This window comes from Ornithinibacter sp. (assembly GCF_035443565.1).
GTDB lineage: Bacteria > Actinomycetota > Actinomycetes > Actinomycetales > Dermatophilaceae > Fodinibacter.
On record NZ_DAORSO010000031.1, the window covers coordinates 1 to 15818 of the forward strand.

Here is a 15818-nt window from a genome sequence, read left to right on the forward strand (position 1 = left end):
CTCGACGAGCAGTGGCTCGTCTCGCTCGTCACCACCGACGAGGACATGTCCACGCTCGTCGAGGACTTCCGCTCGCTCGCGCAGGCCCTGCGGGCCTGACACCGGCACACCCCGGCCAGGAGGGGCGAACGTGGAGGACGATCCCCGGATGAGCACGCTCATCCGCTACGGGGGATCGTTCTCCACGTTCCGGCCGGTCCGGGCGCAGGGCAGCCACCTCTACGGGGCTGACGGGCGGGCGGTGCTCGACTTCACCTCTGGCCAGCTCAGTTCGATCCTCGGGCACAGCCATCCCGACGTCGTCGCGGCGGTCACGCAGTCGGTGCGCACGCTGGACCACCTGCACTCGTCCATGCTGTCCGAGCCGGTGCTGGCGCTGGCCGAGCGGCTCACGGCGATGGCGCCGCAGGAGCTGGACCGGGCGATGTTCCTCAGCACGGGTGCCGAGTCCAACGAGGCCGCCCTGCGATTGGCCAAGCTGGTCACCGGGCGCCACGAGGTGGTGGCCTTCGCCCAGAGCTGGCACGGCGTCACCGGGGGAGCGGCGGGGTCGACGGACGCCTTCGGTCGTCGTGGGTACGGCCCGATGGGGGTCGGGACGTTCGCGATCCCTGCGCCCGACCTGCTGCGCGGCCCGTTTCGCTCGGCGTCGGGCTACGACTGGCGGGCAGAACTGGACTACGCCTTCGACCTCGTCGACCGCCAGTCGTCCGGCAGCCTGGCCGCCTTCATCGCCGAGCCGATCCTCAGCACGGGGGGCATGCTCGAGCTGCCCGAGGGCTACCTCGCTGCGCTTGCGGAGCACTGCCGGGCCCGCGGGATGCTCCTCGTCGTGGACGAGGCCCAGACCGGGCTCGGTCGCACCGGCACGATGTTCGCCGTCGAGCGCGACGGGGTGACCCCGGACATCCTGACCCTGTCCAAGACGCTCGGGGCGGGGCTGCCGCTGTCAGCCGTGCTGACCAGCGCGGCGATCGAGGAGCGAGCCCACGACCTCGGGTACCTCTTCTACACGACCCACGTGTCCGATCCGCTGCCCGCGGCCGTGGGCCTCGCGGTGCTCGATGTCATCGTGCGGGACGACCTGGTTGCCCGGGCTCGGGATGCCGGGTGGCGGCTGGAGTCGGGGTTGCGCGACATCATGGCCGAGCACGCCTGCGTCGGCGACGTGCGGGGCAGGGGGCTGCTGCTCGGGATGGAGATCGTCAGCGACCGGGAGAGCATGGCGCCCGACCACGAGCGCGGCGCTCGGATCTCGGCCCGGTGCCTGGACCTCGGGTTGTCGATGAACGTCGTCCAGCGGGCCGGTGCCGGTGGCGTCTTTCGCATCGCGCCGCCACTGACGGTGACGGATGCCGAGCTGGACCGTGGGGTGGAGATCCTCGCCGAGGCGATCGCCGGCACACCGTGAGGGGAGGGTCTCCCGTCACGGCGTGCGGCAAAATGACATAATGTTGATTATCGGCGTTATGCCCTGACGGCCCGACTCGGGGTGGGAGCGCTCAGGATCCATGCTCCGACGACCATCTCCGCGCACCACGCGCGAACGCGAGCAGCACCACGTCACGTGGGCCACACTGACCTCGCAGGGTCCAGCCGCAGTCAGGAGCACCGAGTCATGCCAGGTCGCGCACCCAGCGAACCGTCCGTGTCGATCGACGACATCACCCACCTGCTGGCGCGTGACGACCTCGACGCCCTGTTCGCGGCTGTCTCAGGGCTGTCGACCCGCGCCGTGATCGACCTCGTCGAACGGCTGAACACCCGCCAGCGGGCCGTCGTCTACCGCCTGCTGCCCAAGCAACAGGCGCTGGATGTCTTCGAGTCGCTCCAGCCCTCGCTTCAGGGTGAACTCGTCCAAGGGCTGCAGGACGGCGAGGTCGTGGCCCTGTTCGCTGACCTGGACCCCGACGACCGCGTGTGGTTGCTCGACGAGCTTCCCGCCACGGTCGCCCAGCGACTGCTGCAGGGACTGCCGGACGACGAGCGACGACTCACCGCCGCGATCCTCGGCTCCCCCAGGAGTCCATCGGGCGCAGGATGAGCCCGGAGTACGTGGCCACCCACGCGCACGACAGCGTCGGAACCACGCTGGCCGCGGTCAGGCAGCGGGTGGCTGATGCCGAGACCGTCTACACCCTGCCGGTGGTCGACGAGGAGCGTGGGGTCATCGGGGTCGTCAGCCTTCGGGACCTTCTCGGTGGCGCAGACGACGACCTCGTGGGCGCGCTCATGGTCCCGCCCCACACGGCCACGGCCACGGCCACCGAGGATGCCGAGAACGCCGCTCGTCGGTGCGCCGACCTGGGTGTCCTCGCACTCCCGGTCGTGGACAGTTAGAACCGGCTGGTCGGCATCCTCACCATCGACGATGCCGTGCGGATCCTGGAACGGGAGGACTCCGAGGACCTTGCCCGCCAGGGCGGTGTCGAGCCGCTCCAGCGCCCCTACCTGTCCACGCCGATCACGAGCATCGTGCGCTCTCGCGTCGTCTGGCTCTTCGTGCTCGCTGTCGGTGCCACGTTGACGGTGCAGGTCCTGTCGGTCTTCGAGGACACCCTTGAGCAGGTGACGGTCCTCGCCCTCTTCGTCCCGCTGCTCATCGGCACCGGCGGGAACACCGGGAACCAGGCCGCGACGACGGTCACCCGGGCGCTGGCCCTCGGCGACGTGCGTCCGGCAGACCTGTTCTCGGTGCTGCTGCGCGAGCTACGGGTCGGTGTCCTCCTCGGTGTCCTGCTCGGCGCCCTGGGCTTCGCCTTGACCAGCGTGTTCTACGACGTGCAGGTCGCCACCGTCATCGCGCTGACCCTGGTGGCGGTGTGCACGCTCGCGGCGACCATCGGCGGCGTCATGCCCCTTGCCGCCAGGGCCATCAAGGTCGACCCGGCGGTGTTCTCCAACCCCTTCATCACCACGTTCGTCGACGCGAGCGGGCTCATCATCTACTTCCTGATCGCTCGGGCCGTCCTCGGCATCTGAGCGCGACAACTCCCCCACGCGGGCACGATGGCCACCCCTGCCACGTTCTCGGGTGACAATGGGCCCTCGATCGGGCCACGGCAGTCAAAGGAGCAGCAGGGTGAGTGCGTCGTCCAAGGGCAAAGGTGGTGCTCGCGCAGGTCGGGCCAAGGTTGATGAGCTGCGGCAGGCGCAGCAGGCGAAGGAACGCCGCTCGCGCCTGATCCTCATCGGCGCCGTGACCACCGTCGTGGCGCTCATCGCCGGCGTCGTCGGCTTCACTGTCTGGCGCGACGTGTCCACGCGGCCCTCCCTGGATGCCGTGAAGAAGTTCGACGTGACCCGTGAGCACACGACCGAACCCGCGACCTACGAGCAGAGCCCTCCCGTCGGTGGCGATCACCACCCCGCCTGGCTGAACTGTGGCGTCTACCCGCAGCCGGTCCCCGATGAGCTCGCGGTGCACTCCCTCGAGCACGGTGCCGTGTGGGTGACCTACCGTCCCGACCTTCCCGCTGACCAGGTCACGGCGCTCGAGGACGCGATCCCCGACACCTACATGGTGCTCTCCCCCCGGGAGGGCCTCCCCTCCCCCGTCGTCGCCAGCGCCTGGGGCACCCAGATCGAGCTGACGGGTGCTGACGACCCACGGCTCGAGGTGTTCATCAAGGAGTTCCGCCAGGGCCCGAACACCCCCGAGCCCGGAGCGGCCTGCACCGGCGGCAGCGACGGCGAGCTGCCGACCACCACCGGGTGACGCACCGATGAGTGGTTCCCCGGCCGGCCCGACTGCACCGTCCGTGAGCCGGACCACCTTGGTCGTGGTCGCCGTCATCGCCGCTTTGGTCGGCGCCCTGAGCGGGTCGTGGTTCATGCACACGAGGAACTCGCCGCCCTCGGACTTCGGGGCCGATGCCGGATTCTCCAGGGACATGCAGGCACACCATGCGCAGGCGGTCGAGATGGCGCTGCTCGTGCGGGAACGCTCCGACGACGAGGAGCTGCGTACCGTCGCCTACGACATCCTGACCAGCCAGCAGCAGCAGGCAGGCCAGATGTACGGCTGGCTCGTGCAGTGGGGGCTCCCCCAGACCGGCAGTGGTGAGCCGATGGCGTGGGTGGGTGAGGACCACGCGAAGGCGCACACCCGCCCGGACGGGACCATGCCGGGAATGGCGAGCCGTGCTTTGCTCGACGAACTCCGCGCCGCGGATGGGCTGGCTGCCGAGCGACTCTTCCTGACCCTGATGATCGCCCACCACGAGGGTGGGGTCGCCATGGCCGACGCGGCGCTGGCGCAGGCCCGCACCACCGAGGTGCGCACGCTGGCCGCTGCGATCTCCTCCGCCCAGGCGTCGGAGATCACGCTCCTGCAGCGCATGCTCGACGAGCGCGGCTAGGCCGCCGCTCACGCCCCACGCCGTCTCCTCACCGCGCTGGCCTCCACCTCGTACCGGCTCGCGACACCCCCTCCGGCCCGGAAGAACCGCCGCCGCAGGGAACCCTCGACCTCGACCTCGTCGCCGACAGCGCAGCGTGAGGCGGCGCGCCGCGCCCTGGCCGACCAGCACGCGACGTCGATGGTGTCGACGGTTGCACCGCGTGCTCGCCGGGGCGGCCGGGACACCACCACCCGCACCATGACCACGAGGTCCCCACTGGGAAGTTCGCGCGGCTCCCCCACCGCAGACACCCGCCCCACCAGCTTCACCACGTTGACGTCGTCGCCCATCATTTGCCCCCGTCCTCCGCCGCATGATCTTCATCCCGAGGCGTGTCCCCCGGCCGCATCCCAGACTGCTGCTCCCAGAGCCGCTGCGCAGCCCTCACGACCCGGCTGTGGATGGTGGCCCTCGCTCGGCGTCCCTGTGGAGAACAGCCCGCCGCCCGTTGCGGAAATCAGTTCACCGAAGCCGTGGTCGAGTGGGCCCTGAGCGCCTAGTCTTGATCCCGTCGGACAGCAGGGGCGTCGACGTGGTGCCCTCGGATGCATCAGGAAGGCCAGGCACGTGCTCTGGGCGCACCGGATCGGGACCGCGGTGGGGGCCGCGGCAGTCGCCGCCGCCCTCGTCGGGACGGTATCGACAGCCGCTGCGCAGTCGCCCGCGACGGCTCGGTTCCCCGGTGTGTTCGCCACCGACCCGACAGATCCGCTCCCCAGCGACCAGCCCTCGCCCACACCCAGCGTCGAGCCGACACCGACACCCACCCCTGAGACCAGCAGCACACCCGACCCCGCGCCGACTCCGGGGACGTCCCCGTCCCCCAAACCCACGCCGAAACCGAGCGTCACCCCGATCCCGCCGGCTGCCCCGATCCGACCGCCGGCCAGTTCGAGCGAACCCGGGAGACAGAGTTCCGGCGGCGGCACCGGGGGTGTCGTCGACTACGCGCCGCTCACCGGCATCTACCTGAACTCTCAGATCGCCGAGGCCGATCGCATCACCGCCGCCCTGTCGGCGAGCACGTCGAAGGTGGCAGTGGCCACCCGCAAGATGGATCTGCTGGCCGAGAAGTCCAACGCCCTGCTCGAGTCCTTGGCAGCGGCGAAGGAGAGCGCGCGAGGGGCCATCGAGGAGGCGGCGCGCGCCAAGTCCGACCTCGAGGTGCTGGACGCCAAGCTCGAGAAGGCGCGAGACGTGGTCCGCGAGTGGGTCTTCCTCGTGTACTCCGGCGGCGCAGGCAGTTCCGACGTCGCGTTCATGATCGAGGCGATGGCCTCGCGGGCGGAAGACGTCGGTGACCCCCTTGGTGACCTGTCCTACCTGACCGAGCAGCGCACCCGCGCACTCCAGGACGTCCGGGTCCTCACCGCAGAGCAGGTCCGGCTGACGGCAGCCTCCGAGGCTGCGGTCGCCGAGGCAGCGGCGGCAACCGTGAAGATCCAGTCGGACAGATCCGCCCTCACCAAGGTCGTCGCCGCCCAGCGCGAGCTCGTCGGTGAGTTGCGGGCCCTTCAGATCGACGAGGTGGAGAAGGCCGGCCCGATCGCTTCCGTGCTCGTGGGTGCGCGGTCACCGAAGGCCAAGGCTGCGGCCGAACGCCTGCGCGACGCCCTTTTTGCCGTGTCCGGTGAAGTCACCGACATCGGCGAGCCCTGCACCGACGACACGGGCCTGTACCCCAACGGCCTTTACCCGCCGAGTGCCCTCTGCCCACTCTGGGGCGCGCCAGGGGAGAGTCTCAGCCCCGCGGCCGCTGCGGCGTTCAACGCCCTGAGCAAGAGCTACGCGGCGCAGACGGGTGAGCCGCTCTGTGTCACGGACTCCTACCGTTCACTCGCGGGCCAGATCGCCATCAAGGCCAAGCGCGGCCACTTCGCGGCGACACCCGGCACCAGCAACCACGGGCTGGGTCGGGCACTCGACCTGTGCGGCGGTGTCCAGGACTTCAGTTCTCCGGCACACCGCTGGATGAAGCAGAACGGGCCGCTGTTCGGCTGGTTCCACCCCTCGTGGGCTGCTGCCGATGGTCGCAAGCCCGAGCCCTGGCACTTCGAGTTCGCCGGCTGACCCAGCCGGCCGTCAGCTCACGCTGTGCTCGCCGTGCTCCTTGACCGGCAGCATGACCGCGAACCCGGCGGCGAGGATGAGCACGATGCCCAGGATCCCCCAGTACTGGGTGTTCTCCTGACCGGTCACCGCGGCACCGATGGCGATGAACACCCCGAACGCCGCGGGTGACAGGAACGAGACGACGCGTCCCGTCGTGGCGTACAGGCCGAAGATCTCGCCGTTCTTGCCCTCGGGGATCAGGCGTGCCAGGAAGCTTCGCGACGCCGCCTGGGCCGGCCCGACGAACACGGTCATCAGGAGGCCGAGCACCCAGAAGGTCGACGGCCCGCCATCGTGCAGGACGAAGATGGCGATGCCGAGGATGACCAGGGCCCCGAGCGAGATGAGGATGACCCGCTTGGGGCCGAGCCGGTCATCGAGCATCCCGAAGCCCATGGTCGCGAAGCCGGCGACGATGTTGGCAGCAGCGCCGAAGACGATGACGTCCCCGGCGGACAGGCCGAACGTCCCGGCGGCGAGGATCGCCCCGAAGGCGAACACTCCCGCCAGGCCGTCGCGGAACAGCGCTGAGGCGAGCAGGAAGTACACGGTGTGCCGCGAGGTGGTCCACAGGCCCCGGATCGAGGCCCAGACCAGGCGGTAGGAGTCCTTGGCGCCCACCCGAGGTGCCTTGGGCCGTGGCCGGTCCTTCAGCACGAGGAAGGCGGGGATGGTGAAGATCAGCGTCCACAACCCGCACAGCAGCATCGACACCCGGATGTCCATGCCGTCGGTGTCGGTCACGCCGAACAGACCGACCTCGGGCTGGATGAGGAGGAAGTACAGCGCGAGGAGCACGATGATGCCGCCGAGGTAGCCCATCCCCCACCCGAAGCCCGACACGCGTCCCACGGTCTTCCCCGTGGCGACCTGGTCGATCGTCGCGTTGTAGTTGACCCCGGCGATCTCGGAGACGACGGAGCCGACCCCGAGCAGGATCAGCCCGACCCACAGGAACGCCGGTTCCGGCTTCACGACGTACAGCGATGCGGACAACCCCGCGAGCAGCCAGGTCTGCAAGCGCAGGTTGCGCACCGTGCGGCCGGAGCGGTCCGAGTTCTGGCCGAGGACTGGGGCCAGCAGGGCGACGAAGAGCCCGGCGATCGCGGTCGAGATCGCGAGGGCTGTCGACGTCGCGTTCGTGGCGCCGAAGCTCGAGCTCGTGATGTACACGGAGAACACGAAGGTGGTGATGACCGTGTTGAACGGTTGGCTCCCCCAGTCCCACATCCCCCACGCGATGATCTTGCGCTTGGAGGTGGGTCCGGCCACATCGAGGGCAGTGGGGCCAGCGGCATCCATGGCGCCGGCGGGGGCAGTGGGAGTCGTCACAGCGCTGACGGTAGCGATATGGTGACGACGGGGGAACGTACAACACGGGAATTGAGCACCCGTACCCACCTGACGGGCACGTTGCGTCCGTTCAGCCGAAGGATCACGCGAGACTGTGAGTGCGGTCACGTCGAACCTTCGACAGCACCTGCTCACGGCGGAACAACGACCGGTATCCGGGCGTTGGATGCGCTAGACCCGGTCGGGGCGAACTGCCGATCGGGACACCACAGACTCGGGAGTTACCCATGGCAGAACGTAGCCTGCGCGGCAGCCGTCTCGGCGCCCTGAGCATGGAGACCGACCACAACGTCGTCCCCAGCGAGCGCAACATCACCACCTACCTGTGCCCCAACGGGCACTCCATCGAGCTTCCGTTCTCGGTCGAGGCCGATGTGCCGCACACCTGGGAGTGCCGCTGCGGGGAAGACGCAAAGCTCCAGGGCGGTGGCCCGCCGCCGGAGCTCAAGCCCGTCAAGCACGTGCGTACGCACTGGGACATGCTGCTCGAGCGGCGCTCCATCCCCGAGCTCGAGGAGCTCCTCGAGGAGCGCCTGACCCTGCTGCGCGAGTCGCGCGGTGAGCGCCCGCGCAAGCGCAAGTCCGCCTGACCGACCGCACCACCAGACACCGGATGCCGGGTACCCCACGTGGGGTGCCCGGCATCCCTCACATCGGGCGGGGTTCCACGTCGCCCGGGAAGCCCACACCGTGCGGCGGAAGCTTTGTCGGGTGAGGTGGGCGTTCATCGGGTGATCCGATGAACCGTCAGGTGTCGTCCGAGTCGACGACGCGCCCCTGAACGACCTCCCCCTCGACGACGTCCGGGCGACCACTCCGGGGCGTCGCTGACGGGCCAGGACCACCGGGCCACTCCCCCGACGGTCCGAGCAGCCGCCCGGCGACGACCGCCTGCAACCAGGCCCGGGTGATCGGGCGGGTCAGCGGCAGGATGAAGAAGAAGCCCACGATGTCCGTGACGAAACCCGGTGTGAGCAGCAGGGTGCCGCCGATCAGCACGAGCGCGGCATCGGCGAGCTGTCGACTGGGCATCTGTCCCGTGGTCAGGGCCTCCTGAAGGGCTGCCCAGGTGCGTGCGCCCTCACGCTTGACGATCCACGCTCCGAGCATCGACTCGAGGACGAGGAGCGCCAGCGTGGGCCAGCCGCCGATGACGCGGCCCACGGCGATGATCGCGGCGATCTCGACGATGGGGATGATCAGCAGGGCGAGGAAGACCCAGCGCACCACCCGGGGGCGCCGTCGACCGCGGGCGGCGTACGGTGTCGCGCCCGGCCTGCTCACAGTGAGTGCCACCTCGGCTGGCGCGCCCCGCCCACGAGGTCGCGCACCTGAGTGGCGCGGTGGCGTACTCCCCACCCGGTGATCCGCCGCAGCGACTCGGTCATGACGGCACGACTCATCTTGGAGTCCCCGACCTCACGCTCGACGAACGTGATGGGGACCTCGACGACGCGCAGCCCGCTGCGCACCGCGCGCCAGGTCAGGTCGGTCTGGAAGCAGTAGCCCTGCGAGGCGACGTCGTGCAGCCCCATGACCCGCAGGGCGTCGGCCCGGTAGACCCGAAAGCCGGCCGTCGCGTCGTTGACGGGCATGCCGAGCAGCACCTTGACGTAGATGTTGCCGCCGAGCGAGAGCGCCTTGCGGTGAAGGGGCCAGTTGACGACGGCGCCACCGGGCACCCAGCGTGAGCCGATCACGGCATCCGCGTCGGCTGCCGCCGCGAGCAGGGCCGGCAGGTGCTCGGGCCGGTGTGAGCCGTCCGCGTCGATCTCCACGATGGCGTCGTAGCCGCGCTCCAGGGCCCACTCGAAGCCAGCGAGGTAGGCCGCTCCGAGGCCCTCCTTGCCGGCCCGGTGCAGGACCTGGACGCGCGGGTCGGCCGCTGCGAGGGCGTCGGCCACCGCCCCGGTGCCGTCGGGCGAGTTGTCATCGAGCACGACCAGATCCGCGTCGGGCACCACCTCGCGCAGGCGGGCCACGATGACGGGCAGGGTGTCGCGCTCGTTGTACGTCGGGATCAGGACAGCGACACGCTGGATCGGCGGACGGGTGGTCTCAGACAACGGTGTGGTCCTCGCGGGGTCGGATCGACGGTGCGAGAACCCTAACGCTCCGGCGGCTGCGCACGCTCCCCACGACGAGCGCGAGCAGCAGGGCAGCGGCGAGCCATTCCGGCACCGGGCCCAGCCGATCCGAGGGTGAGAGCTCGTCGCGCACCACCGGCACCCCGATCTCCTGCTCCGCCGTGAAGAGCCCGGTCTTTCCCGACACCGACCCGTCGGGGGCGATGAACCCGGAGACCCCCACGGTGGACACGTGGGCCACCGACCGGCCGTGCTCGATCGCGCGGATGCGCGAGATCGCGAACTGCTGCTCGGACTCGGCGGTGTAGCCGAACGTCGCGTTGTTGGTCTGGACGACGAGCAGGCTCTCCTGCTCACCGGCGGCCAGGACGCTGTCGCGCATCAGGCCGTCGTAGGCGACCTCGAAGCAGATCGTCGGCAGCGCGGCGTAGGGACCCGCGGGCGTGGGCACCGTGAACACCCCGATCTCGGATCCCGCGACGAAGTTGCCGGCGAGGTCGACGGCCGGGCTGAAGCGGCGGAAGAAGTCGCGGTTCGGCATGTACTCGGCGAACGGGACGGGGTGCAGCTTGGTGTACCGCTGCGGCTCGACCCCTTCCCCGGTGTAGAACAGCGACACGTTGGAACTGGCACCCACCGGCTCGGCCAGCACGGCGCCGATGAGCAGGGGAACTCCCACCGCGGCGCGAGCCCGCTCGACCTGCGCCGCGGCGTCGGCGTTGCGCAGGGGGTCGATGTCCGAGGAGTTCTCCGGCCAGACGACGAGGGTCAGGTCCTCCGGTGCCCGGGGGGCAAGCAGTTCGGTGCCGCGGACGTGGTTGTCGAGGACGGCGCGTCGTTCGGCGTTGAAGTCCAGGCCTGCCTTGGGCACGTTGCCCTGGACGAACCCCACCGTCACGGCGCGGCCGTCCGTCGGCAGCGGGAGCAGGCCGGCGCCCCAGGGGAGCACGCTGACCGCCAGCCCCATAAGGAGCGCGTCGCGTCGCCGTTCCACGAGCGCGGATGCCGTGACGAGCAGCCCCGCTCCCACGGTCGCGACCGCGAGCGTCACCCCCGGGGCGCCGATCCAGCGGGCGACGTGGGCCAGCGGGCTGTCCGCCTGGCTGAACGCCAGGCGTGCCCACGGGAAGCCTCCGTACGGGGTGGTGCCTCGGGCCCACTCCTGCACGACCCAACCGAGCGGGACGAGAGCGACGGCAAGGGCCCGGTGCCCGGCATCCACCAGGCGCCGCCCGGCGAAACCGACGACCCCTGACATCGCGGCGATGTAGAGGGCCTGCAGCGTCGCGAGGGCGAACCAGGGCAGGGCCCCGACGTAGATGCCCGACCACGACAGCGTGGGCACGAAGAAGGCCAGCCCGGCGAGCATGCCCAGGGCGGCACCGCGGCGTCCCCCGGCCGTCAGGGTCGCAGCGCCGAGCAGGGCCACCCCGACCGGGGCGAGGAACCACAGGTCGGCGTCAGGGAAGGCGAGCCACAGGCACAGGCCTGCGGCGAGGGCGGCCGCTGGGCGCGCGGCATACCGAAGGGGGGTGGGCACGCGCCCACGGTAATTCACGCTGCTGACCCGGCTGGACTCAGCCCGCCGGGGGGACCACCACGACACCGCGGGCGGTCGTCGCGACCACCGGCGGGTCCAGGACGTCGGCCGCCGACTCCCCCCGCTCGGGGGCGCCGCGACCGACGACACGCACCTCGAAGTCCATCTCGCGCGACCGGCTCCCGACCCGCACGAGGGTCGCGGAGATCTCGATGACGTCACCGGCGCGCACGGGGGCGCGGAACTGCACGTCGGAGTAGGACGCGAACAGGCCCTCGTCGCCGTCGGTGCGGATGCACATCTCCGTGGCCACGTCGCCGAAGGCCGCCAGCGAGTAGGCCCCGTCGACGAGGTTGCCCGCGTAGTGGGCGTGGGAGTAGGGCACGTAGCGGCGATGGGTGACGACGAGGCCGACCTCGGCGCGGCTGCCGGGGGAACTGCCGTTGGCGCTGCTGTCCGTGGGTTCGGGGCTCATCGCTGCTTCCCTCTCGGGTCGGGTTCCGTGCGGGGGGTGACGAGGGCGTGCACGAGGTAGGAGGCGACCTCACCCGGGGTGGTGCCCCGGCCGAAGATGCGGTCGACGCCGAGGCTGGCGGCGGAGCCCTCCTCGAAGCGCGGGCCGCCGACGACGAGCAGCGGCACCTGCCCCTCCGGGAACGCCTCGCGGAACGCGGCGGACATCGCCTGGGTGTTGTGGATGTGGGCGTCCTTCTGGGTGACGACCTGCGAGACCAGCACGGCATCCGCTCGGACCTCGCGCGCCGTGTTGACCAGTTCGGGCACGAGCACCTGGGCGCCGAGGTTGTGCACCGTCATCTCGCGGTAGTACTCCAGCCCCTTCTCCCCCGCGAACCCCTTGATGTTGAGGATCGCGTCGATCCCCACCGTGTGGGCGTCGGTGCCGATGCACGCACCGACGACGACGAGCTTGCGGCGCAGCCGCTTGCGGATCTCGGCGTTGGTGTCGCGGGCGGACAGCAGCGGGAACTCCCGCTCGTGGACGACGACGTCGCGCACGTCGACGAGGTGGGTGACCGACCCGTAGACGACGAAGAACGTGAAGTGCGGGCCCATCGCCTTGGCGTGCACGAGCAGCGCCGGCTCGAGCCCCATCTTGGCCGCGAGCTGGAGCGCGGCACCCTCGGCACGCTTGTCGTGCGGCAGGGGCAGGGTGAAGGACACCTGCACCATGCCGTCGCCGGTCGTGTCGCCGTAGGGGCGCACGATCGGGCCGGGCTCCGCCAGGCTCGGCTCGCCGGGAAGGGCGTCCTCCATGCGGCGCTCGGCACCGTGGCGGCGGCTGCGGCTGCGGGCCTCCTGGGCCTCGGTGCGGGTCATCGGGTCTCCCCCGTCTCGAGAAGGTCGGTGGCCGGGTTGAGGTAGCCGTCGGCCTTGCGGACGACGCCCTCCAGACCCTTGCCCTTGGTCGGGGGCCGCTTCATCGACCCGAAGGTGCCGTCGGCGATCGCCGCCAGGAGCGGGGGGACCCCTGCGGTGCTGGTGTCGGTGACGATGGTGTCGAGCAGGTCGACCGCCTCGCCGAGCACCTGCCGGGCCCGGGTCTGGATGAGGCCGTCGCGCGGTGGGTGGAAGTCCTCGGTGAGCCCGCCCGCGGCATCCATGACGTACCGGACGTTCTGCAGGGCGAGGTCGCGGTCGGAGATCCACGGGGTGACCACGGCCTCGGTCATCATGCCGACGAGGAGGATCCCCTGCCCGGTCATCGCCCCGGCGAGGTTGAAGAAGCCGTCGAGGAGGTACCCGCGGAAGATGTCGCCGGTCATGTGCTTGGTCGGCGGCATCCACTTCAGCGGTGCCTCGGGGAAGAGCTGGCGGGCCAACAGGGCGTGCGCGAGCTCGAGGCGGAAGCTGTCCTTGACCGTGGGGTCGACCTCGAACGCGTGGCCGAGGCCCAGCTGCCAGTCCTCCAGTCCCGCCTCCTTGGCGAAGTACTCGTTGAGCAGCTGGCTGACGGTGACCGTGTGGGCGGCCTCGACGGCATCCGCGGTCGTGAGGTAGTTGTCCTCACCGGTGTTGATGATGATGCCGGCGCGGGCGTGCACCTGGCGGCTGAAGCGCTGGTCGACGAACGTGCGGATCGGGTTGATGTCGCGAAAGAGGATGCCGTACATCGAGTCGTTGAGCATCATGTCGAGCCGCTCGAGCCCGGCGAGCGCGGCGATCTCGGGCATGCACAGTCCGCTGGCGTAGTTGGTGAGGCGGACGTACCGGCCGAGCTCCTTGCTCGTCTCGTCGAGTGCCGCGCGCATGAGGCGGAAGTTCTCCTGCGTCGCATAGGTGCCCGCGTAGCCCTCACGGGTCGCGCCCTCGGGCACGAAGTCGAGCAGGCTCTGACCCGTCGAGCGGATCACGGCGATGATGTCGGCGCCTTCTCGAGCGGCGGCCTGCGCCTGCGGGATGTCCTCGTAGATGTCGCCGGTGGCGACGATGAGGTAGATCCAGGGCTTGCGCGGCGGGTTGCCGTGGCGGGCGATGAGCCGGTCACGCGCCGCTCGCTGGCGGTCGATGGTGCGGATGCCGCGGGCGATCGCCGTGCGACCGGCCTTGCCGGCCGCCGTGGCCGCCTTGCCCTGCGGGACCTCGAAGCGCACTCCCCCGCTGGCGGCCTTCTGGGCCAGGGTCAGCAGGTCGGGAGCCTCGCCGCGACGCAGGGCGTCCCAGACGGGGAGGGTGACCCCGTGCTCGAGGCCGGCGCCCTCCCGGACGGCGTCGACGAGGTGGTTGACCCACGGCACGTTCTCGTGGTCGGCTCCGGCGAGCCCGGCCAGGCGCAGCGTCGCCCGTTCGACCGAGACGGTGGTGTGGCTGCGGGCGAGGTCGACGACGGGCTTCCCGGCGCGGCGCGCGAGGGTGCGCGCGCGACGGACGGTGGCGGCGTCGAGGTCGAGGATCTGGCGTGGGCGTGAAGACACAGGGTCAATCTAGCAAGGATGGCGCAAGTATTGCGGCACTCACAGGTGTGGACGACAGTATCTGTTGGCGTCGACGATTGGCCCCGCGACGGTGTCCGTCGACGTGGAGGCCCTCACGCTCGAAGGTTCAGGCCTCGTGCAGCACCAGCCCGTCGCGCAGCGTGCGCCGGCAGGTCGGTCGCGGGGCACCGTCGGTGACCTGCGGCAACCCGTCGTGGCCGGCATCCGGCACGTCCCAGACGGCCAGGGTCGCGGGGGCACCGACCCGCAGCACGCCGCCGACCTCGCGCGCCGCAGCCCAGCCGCCGGCGGTGTGCGCAGCGATGGCGGACCGGACGTCGAGGCGGGCACCCGGCTCGTGGTGCAGCACCGCGGCCCAGACCGCCCCCCACGGGTCGAACGGTGTCACCGGGCTGTCGGACCCGAGAGCCAGCGCCACCCCGGCCTCGTGGAGCTGTGCGAACGGGTTGGTGCCCGGCACGCGAGCAGCCCCGAGACGTTCGGCGTACATGCCGTGCGGCCCTCCCCACGCGGCGTCGAAGGACGGTTGCACGCTCGCGACGACGCCCAGGCGCGCCATCCGGGCGATGCCCTCGGGGTCGACCATCTCGGCGTGCTCCAGTCGCGGCCTGGTGGCCCGCACGGTGTCGGGGCCGACCAGGGTCGCGGCGGCCTCGATGCCGTCGAGCACGGTGTCCATCCCCGCGTCACCGATGACGTGGAAGCCGCTCTGCACACCGGCGGCGGCACAGGCCGCGACGTGGTCTCGCACTCCGTCGGCCGTGCGGAACGCGGTGCCGGAACACCCGGGATCGTCAGCGTAGGGCTGGCGCAGCAGGGCCGTTCGTGAGCCGATCGAACCGTCGATGTTGAGGTCACCGGCCAGCCCCGCGGCCCCGTGCAGTGCCGTGAGGGCGCGGGCCTGCTCCGGGTCGGTGACCGGCTCTGCCCAGTACCCGACGGTGCGCGTCAGGTCGGGTCGGGTCCCGAGGTCGAGCACGTCGGCGAAGTCCTCGGCGCTCGTGAGCAGCGGGCCGCCGCACTCGTGGACCACCGCGAGGCCGACGGCCGCGGCCTCGCGCAGGGCTGCCTCGATGTCGTCGCGACGCTGCTGCCGGCTGCCGGCTGCGTCGAAGGATGCCCGCGCCGCGTTCTTGGCGTCCCGGGTGACGAAGCCGTGCTCGGTCCATCCCGGTAACCCCCTCGCCGCGGACATCATGGCGAGCGCACTGGAGACCACGGCCGAGTGGCCGTCGACCCGCGAGGCGTAGACCACTCCCCCGTAGCTCGCCCGGTCGAGTTCGGCTGACGTCATCGGGCGACCCTCGGCCCATGCCTGTTCCTGCCACCCGAACGCGAAGATCGGGCGACCGCCGTGGCGGCGGGCGGC

The 15818-nt window shown here is 70.9% G+C and carries 17 protein-coding genes; 8 read left to right on the top strand and 9 right to left on the bottom strand.

Annotation, left to right across the window (positions count from 1 at the left end):
- The first annotated feature begins 148 nt into the window (after positions 1-148).
- From PLL68_RS05505 to PLL68_RS05530, 6 genes are all read left to right on the top strand, one after another.
- Positions 149-1411 (top strand): aspartate aminotransferase family protein, encoded by a 1263-nt coding sequence (locus tag PLL68_RS05505; protein WP_324532408.1) that lies wholly within the window; start codon positions 149-151, stop codon positions 1409-1411.
- Positions 1412-1618: 207 nt separating this feature from the next.
- Complete coding sequence (locus tag PLL68_RS05510; protein ID WP_324532410.1) at positions 1619-2044, top strand: magnesium transporter MgtE N-terminal domain-containing protein; 426 nt, start codon at positions 1619-1621, stop codon at positions 2042-2044.
- On the top strand, positions 2041-2340 hold the full coding sequence (locus PLL68_RS05515; RefSeq protein WP_324532412.1) for a CBS domain-containing protein: 300 nt from the start codon (positions 2041-2043) through the stop codon (positions 2338-2340). The genes PLL68_RS05510 and PLL68_RS05515 overlap by 4 nt, the downstream gene beginning before the upstream one ends.
- A 36-nt stretch (positions 2341-2376) precedes the next feature.
- Positions 2377-2982 (top strand): magnesium transporter, encoded by a 606-nt coding sequence (locus PLL68_RS05520; RefSeq protein WP_324532414.1) that lies wholly within the window; start codon positions 2377-2379, stop codon positions 2980-2982.
- Between the two features lie 100 nt (positions 2983-3082).
- On the top strand, positions 3083-3718 hold the full coding sequence (locus PLL68_RS05525; RefSeq protein WP_324532416.1) for a thioredoxin-like domain-containing protein: 636 nt from the start codon (positions 3083-3085) through the stop codon (positions 3716-3718).
- Between the two features lie 43 nt (positions 3719-3761).
- Positions 3762-4361, top strand: coding sequence for a DUF305 domain-containing protein (locus PLL68_RS05530; RefSeq protein WP_324532418.1), 600 nt, complete (start codon positions 3762-3764; stop codon positions 4359-4361).
- An 8-nt stretch (positions 4362-4369) separates the two neighbouring features.
- Here the strand turns inward: PLL68_RS05530 and PLL68_RS05535 are convergent, their stop codons facing one another.
- The gene (locus PLL68_RS05535; protein WP_324532420.1) at positions 4370-4696 is read right to left on the bottom strand and encodes a single-stranded DNA-binding protein; all 327 of its coding nucleotides are present in this window, start codon (positions 4694-4696) and stop codon (positions 4370-4372) included.
- Between the two features lie 274 nt (positions 4697-4970).
- Between PLL68_RS05535 and PLL68_RS05540 the strand changes: the two genes are divergently transcribed.
- A complete protein-coding gene (locus PLL68_RS05540; RefSeq protein ID WP_324532422.1) occupies positions 4971-6473 on the top strand; it encodes a D-alanyl-D-alanine carboxypeptidase family protein in 1503 nt (500 codons plus the stop codon).
- A 12-nt stretch (positions 6474-6485) separates the two neighbouring features.
- Here the strand turns inward: PLL68_RS05540 and PLL68_RS05545 are convergent, their stop codons facing one another.
- A complete protein-coding gene (locus PLL68_RS05545) occupies positions 6486-7847 on the bottom strand; it encodes an MFS transporter (protein WP_324532424.1) in 1362 nt (453 codons plus the stop codon).
- 248 nt (positions 7848-8095) lie between these two features.
- On the opposite strand from PLL68_RS05545, the gene PLL68_RS05550 reads away from it, so the two are divergent.
- Positions 8096-8458, top strand: coding sequence for an RNA polymerase-binding protein RbpA (locus PLL68_RS05550; RefSeq protein WP_159899305.1), 363 nt, complete (start codon positions 8096-8098; stop codon positions 8456-8458).
- A 157-nt stretch (positions 8459-8615) separates the two neighbouring features.
- Here the strand turns inward: PLL68_RS05550 and PLL68_RS05555 are convergent, their stop codons facing one another.
- From PLL68_RS05555 to PLL68_RS05585, 7 genes are all read right to left on the bottom strand, one after another.
- On the bottom strand, positions 8616-9152 hold the full coding sequence (locus PLL68_RS05555) for an FxsA family protein (RefSeq protein WP_324532427.1): 537 nt from the start codon (positions 9150-9152) through the stop codon (positions 8616-8618).
- Positions 9149-9934 carry a polyprenol monophosphomannose synthase gene (locus tag PLL68_RS05560; protein WP_324532429.1) on the bottom strand — a complete coding sequence of 262 codons (786 nt, stop codon included), beginning with the start codon at positions 9932-9934 and terminating at the stop codon, positions 9149-9151. The genes PLL68_RS05555 and PLL68_RS05560 overlap by 4 nt, the downstream gene beginning before the upstream one ends.
- Positions 9927-11495 (bottom strand): apolipoprotein N-acyltransferase, encoded by a 1569-nt coding sequence (lnt, locus tag PLL68_RS05565; RefSeq protein WP_324532431.1) that lies wholly within the window; start codon positions 11493-11495, stop codon positions 9927-9929. Before lnt ends, PLL68_RS05560 begins: the two co-directional genes overlap by 8 nt.
- A 37-nt stretch (positions 11496-11532) precedes the next feature.
- Positions 11533-11970: a 3-aminobutyryl-CoA ammonia lyase gene (gene kal, locus PLL68_RS05570; RefSeq protein WP_324532433.1), complete on the bottom strand. Its 438-nt coding sequence runs from the start codon at positions 11968-11970 to the stop codon at positions 11533-11535.
- Entirely contained in the window at positions 11967-12833 is an 867-nt protein-coding gene (kamE, locus tag PLL68_RS05575; RefSeq protein ID WP_324532435.1) for a lysine 5,6-aminomutase subunit beta, read from the bottom strand. Before kamE ends, kal begins: the two co-directional genes overlap by 4 nt.
- Entirely contained in the window at positions 12830-14428 is a 1599-nt protein-coding gene (gene kamD, locus PLL68_RS05580; protein ID WP_324532437.1) for a lysine 5,6-aminomutase subunit alpha, read from the bottom strand. Before kamD ends, kamE begins: the two co-directional genes overlap by 4 nt.
- Before the next feature lie 127 nt (positions 14429-14555).
- On the bottom strand, positions 14556-15818 hold a 1263-nt coding region (locus tag PLL68_RS05585; RefSeq protein ID WP_324532439.1), incomplete at its 5' end, for an amidohydrolase.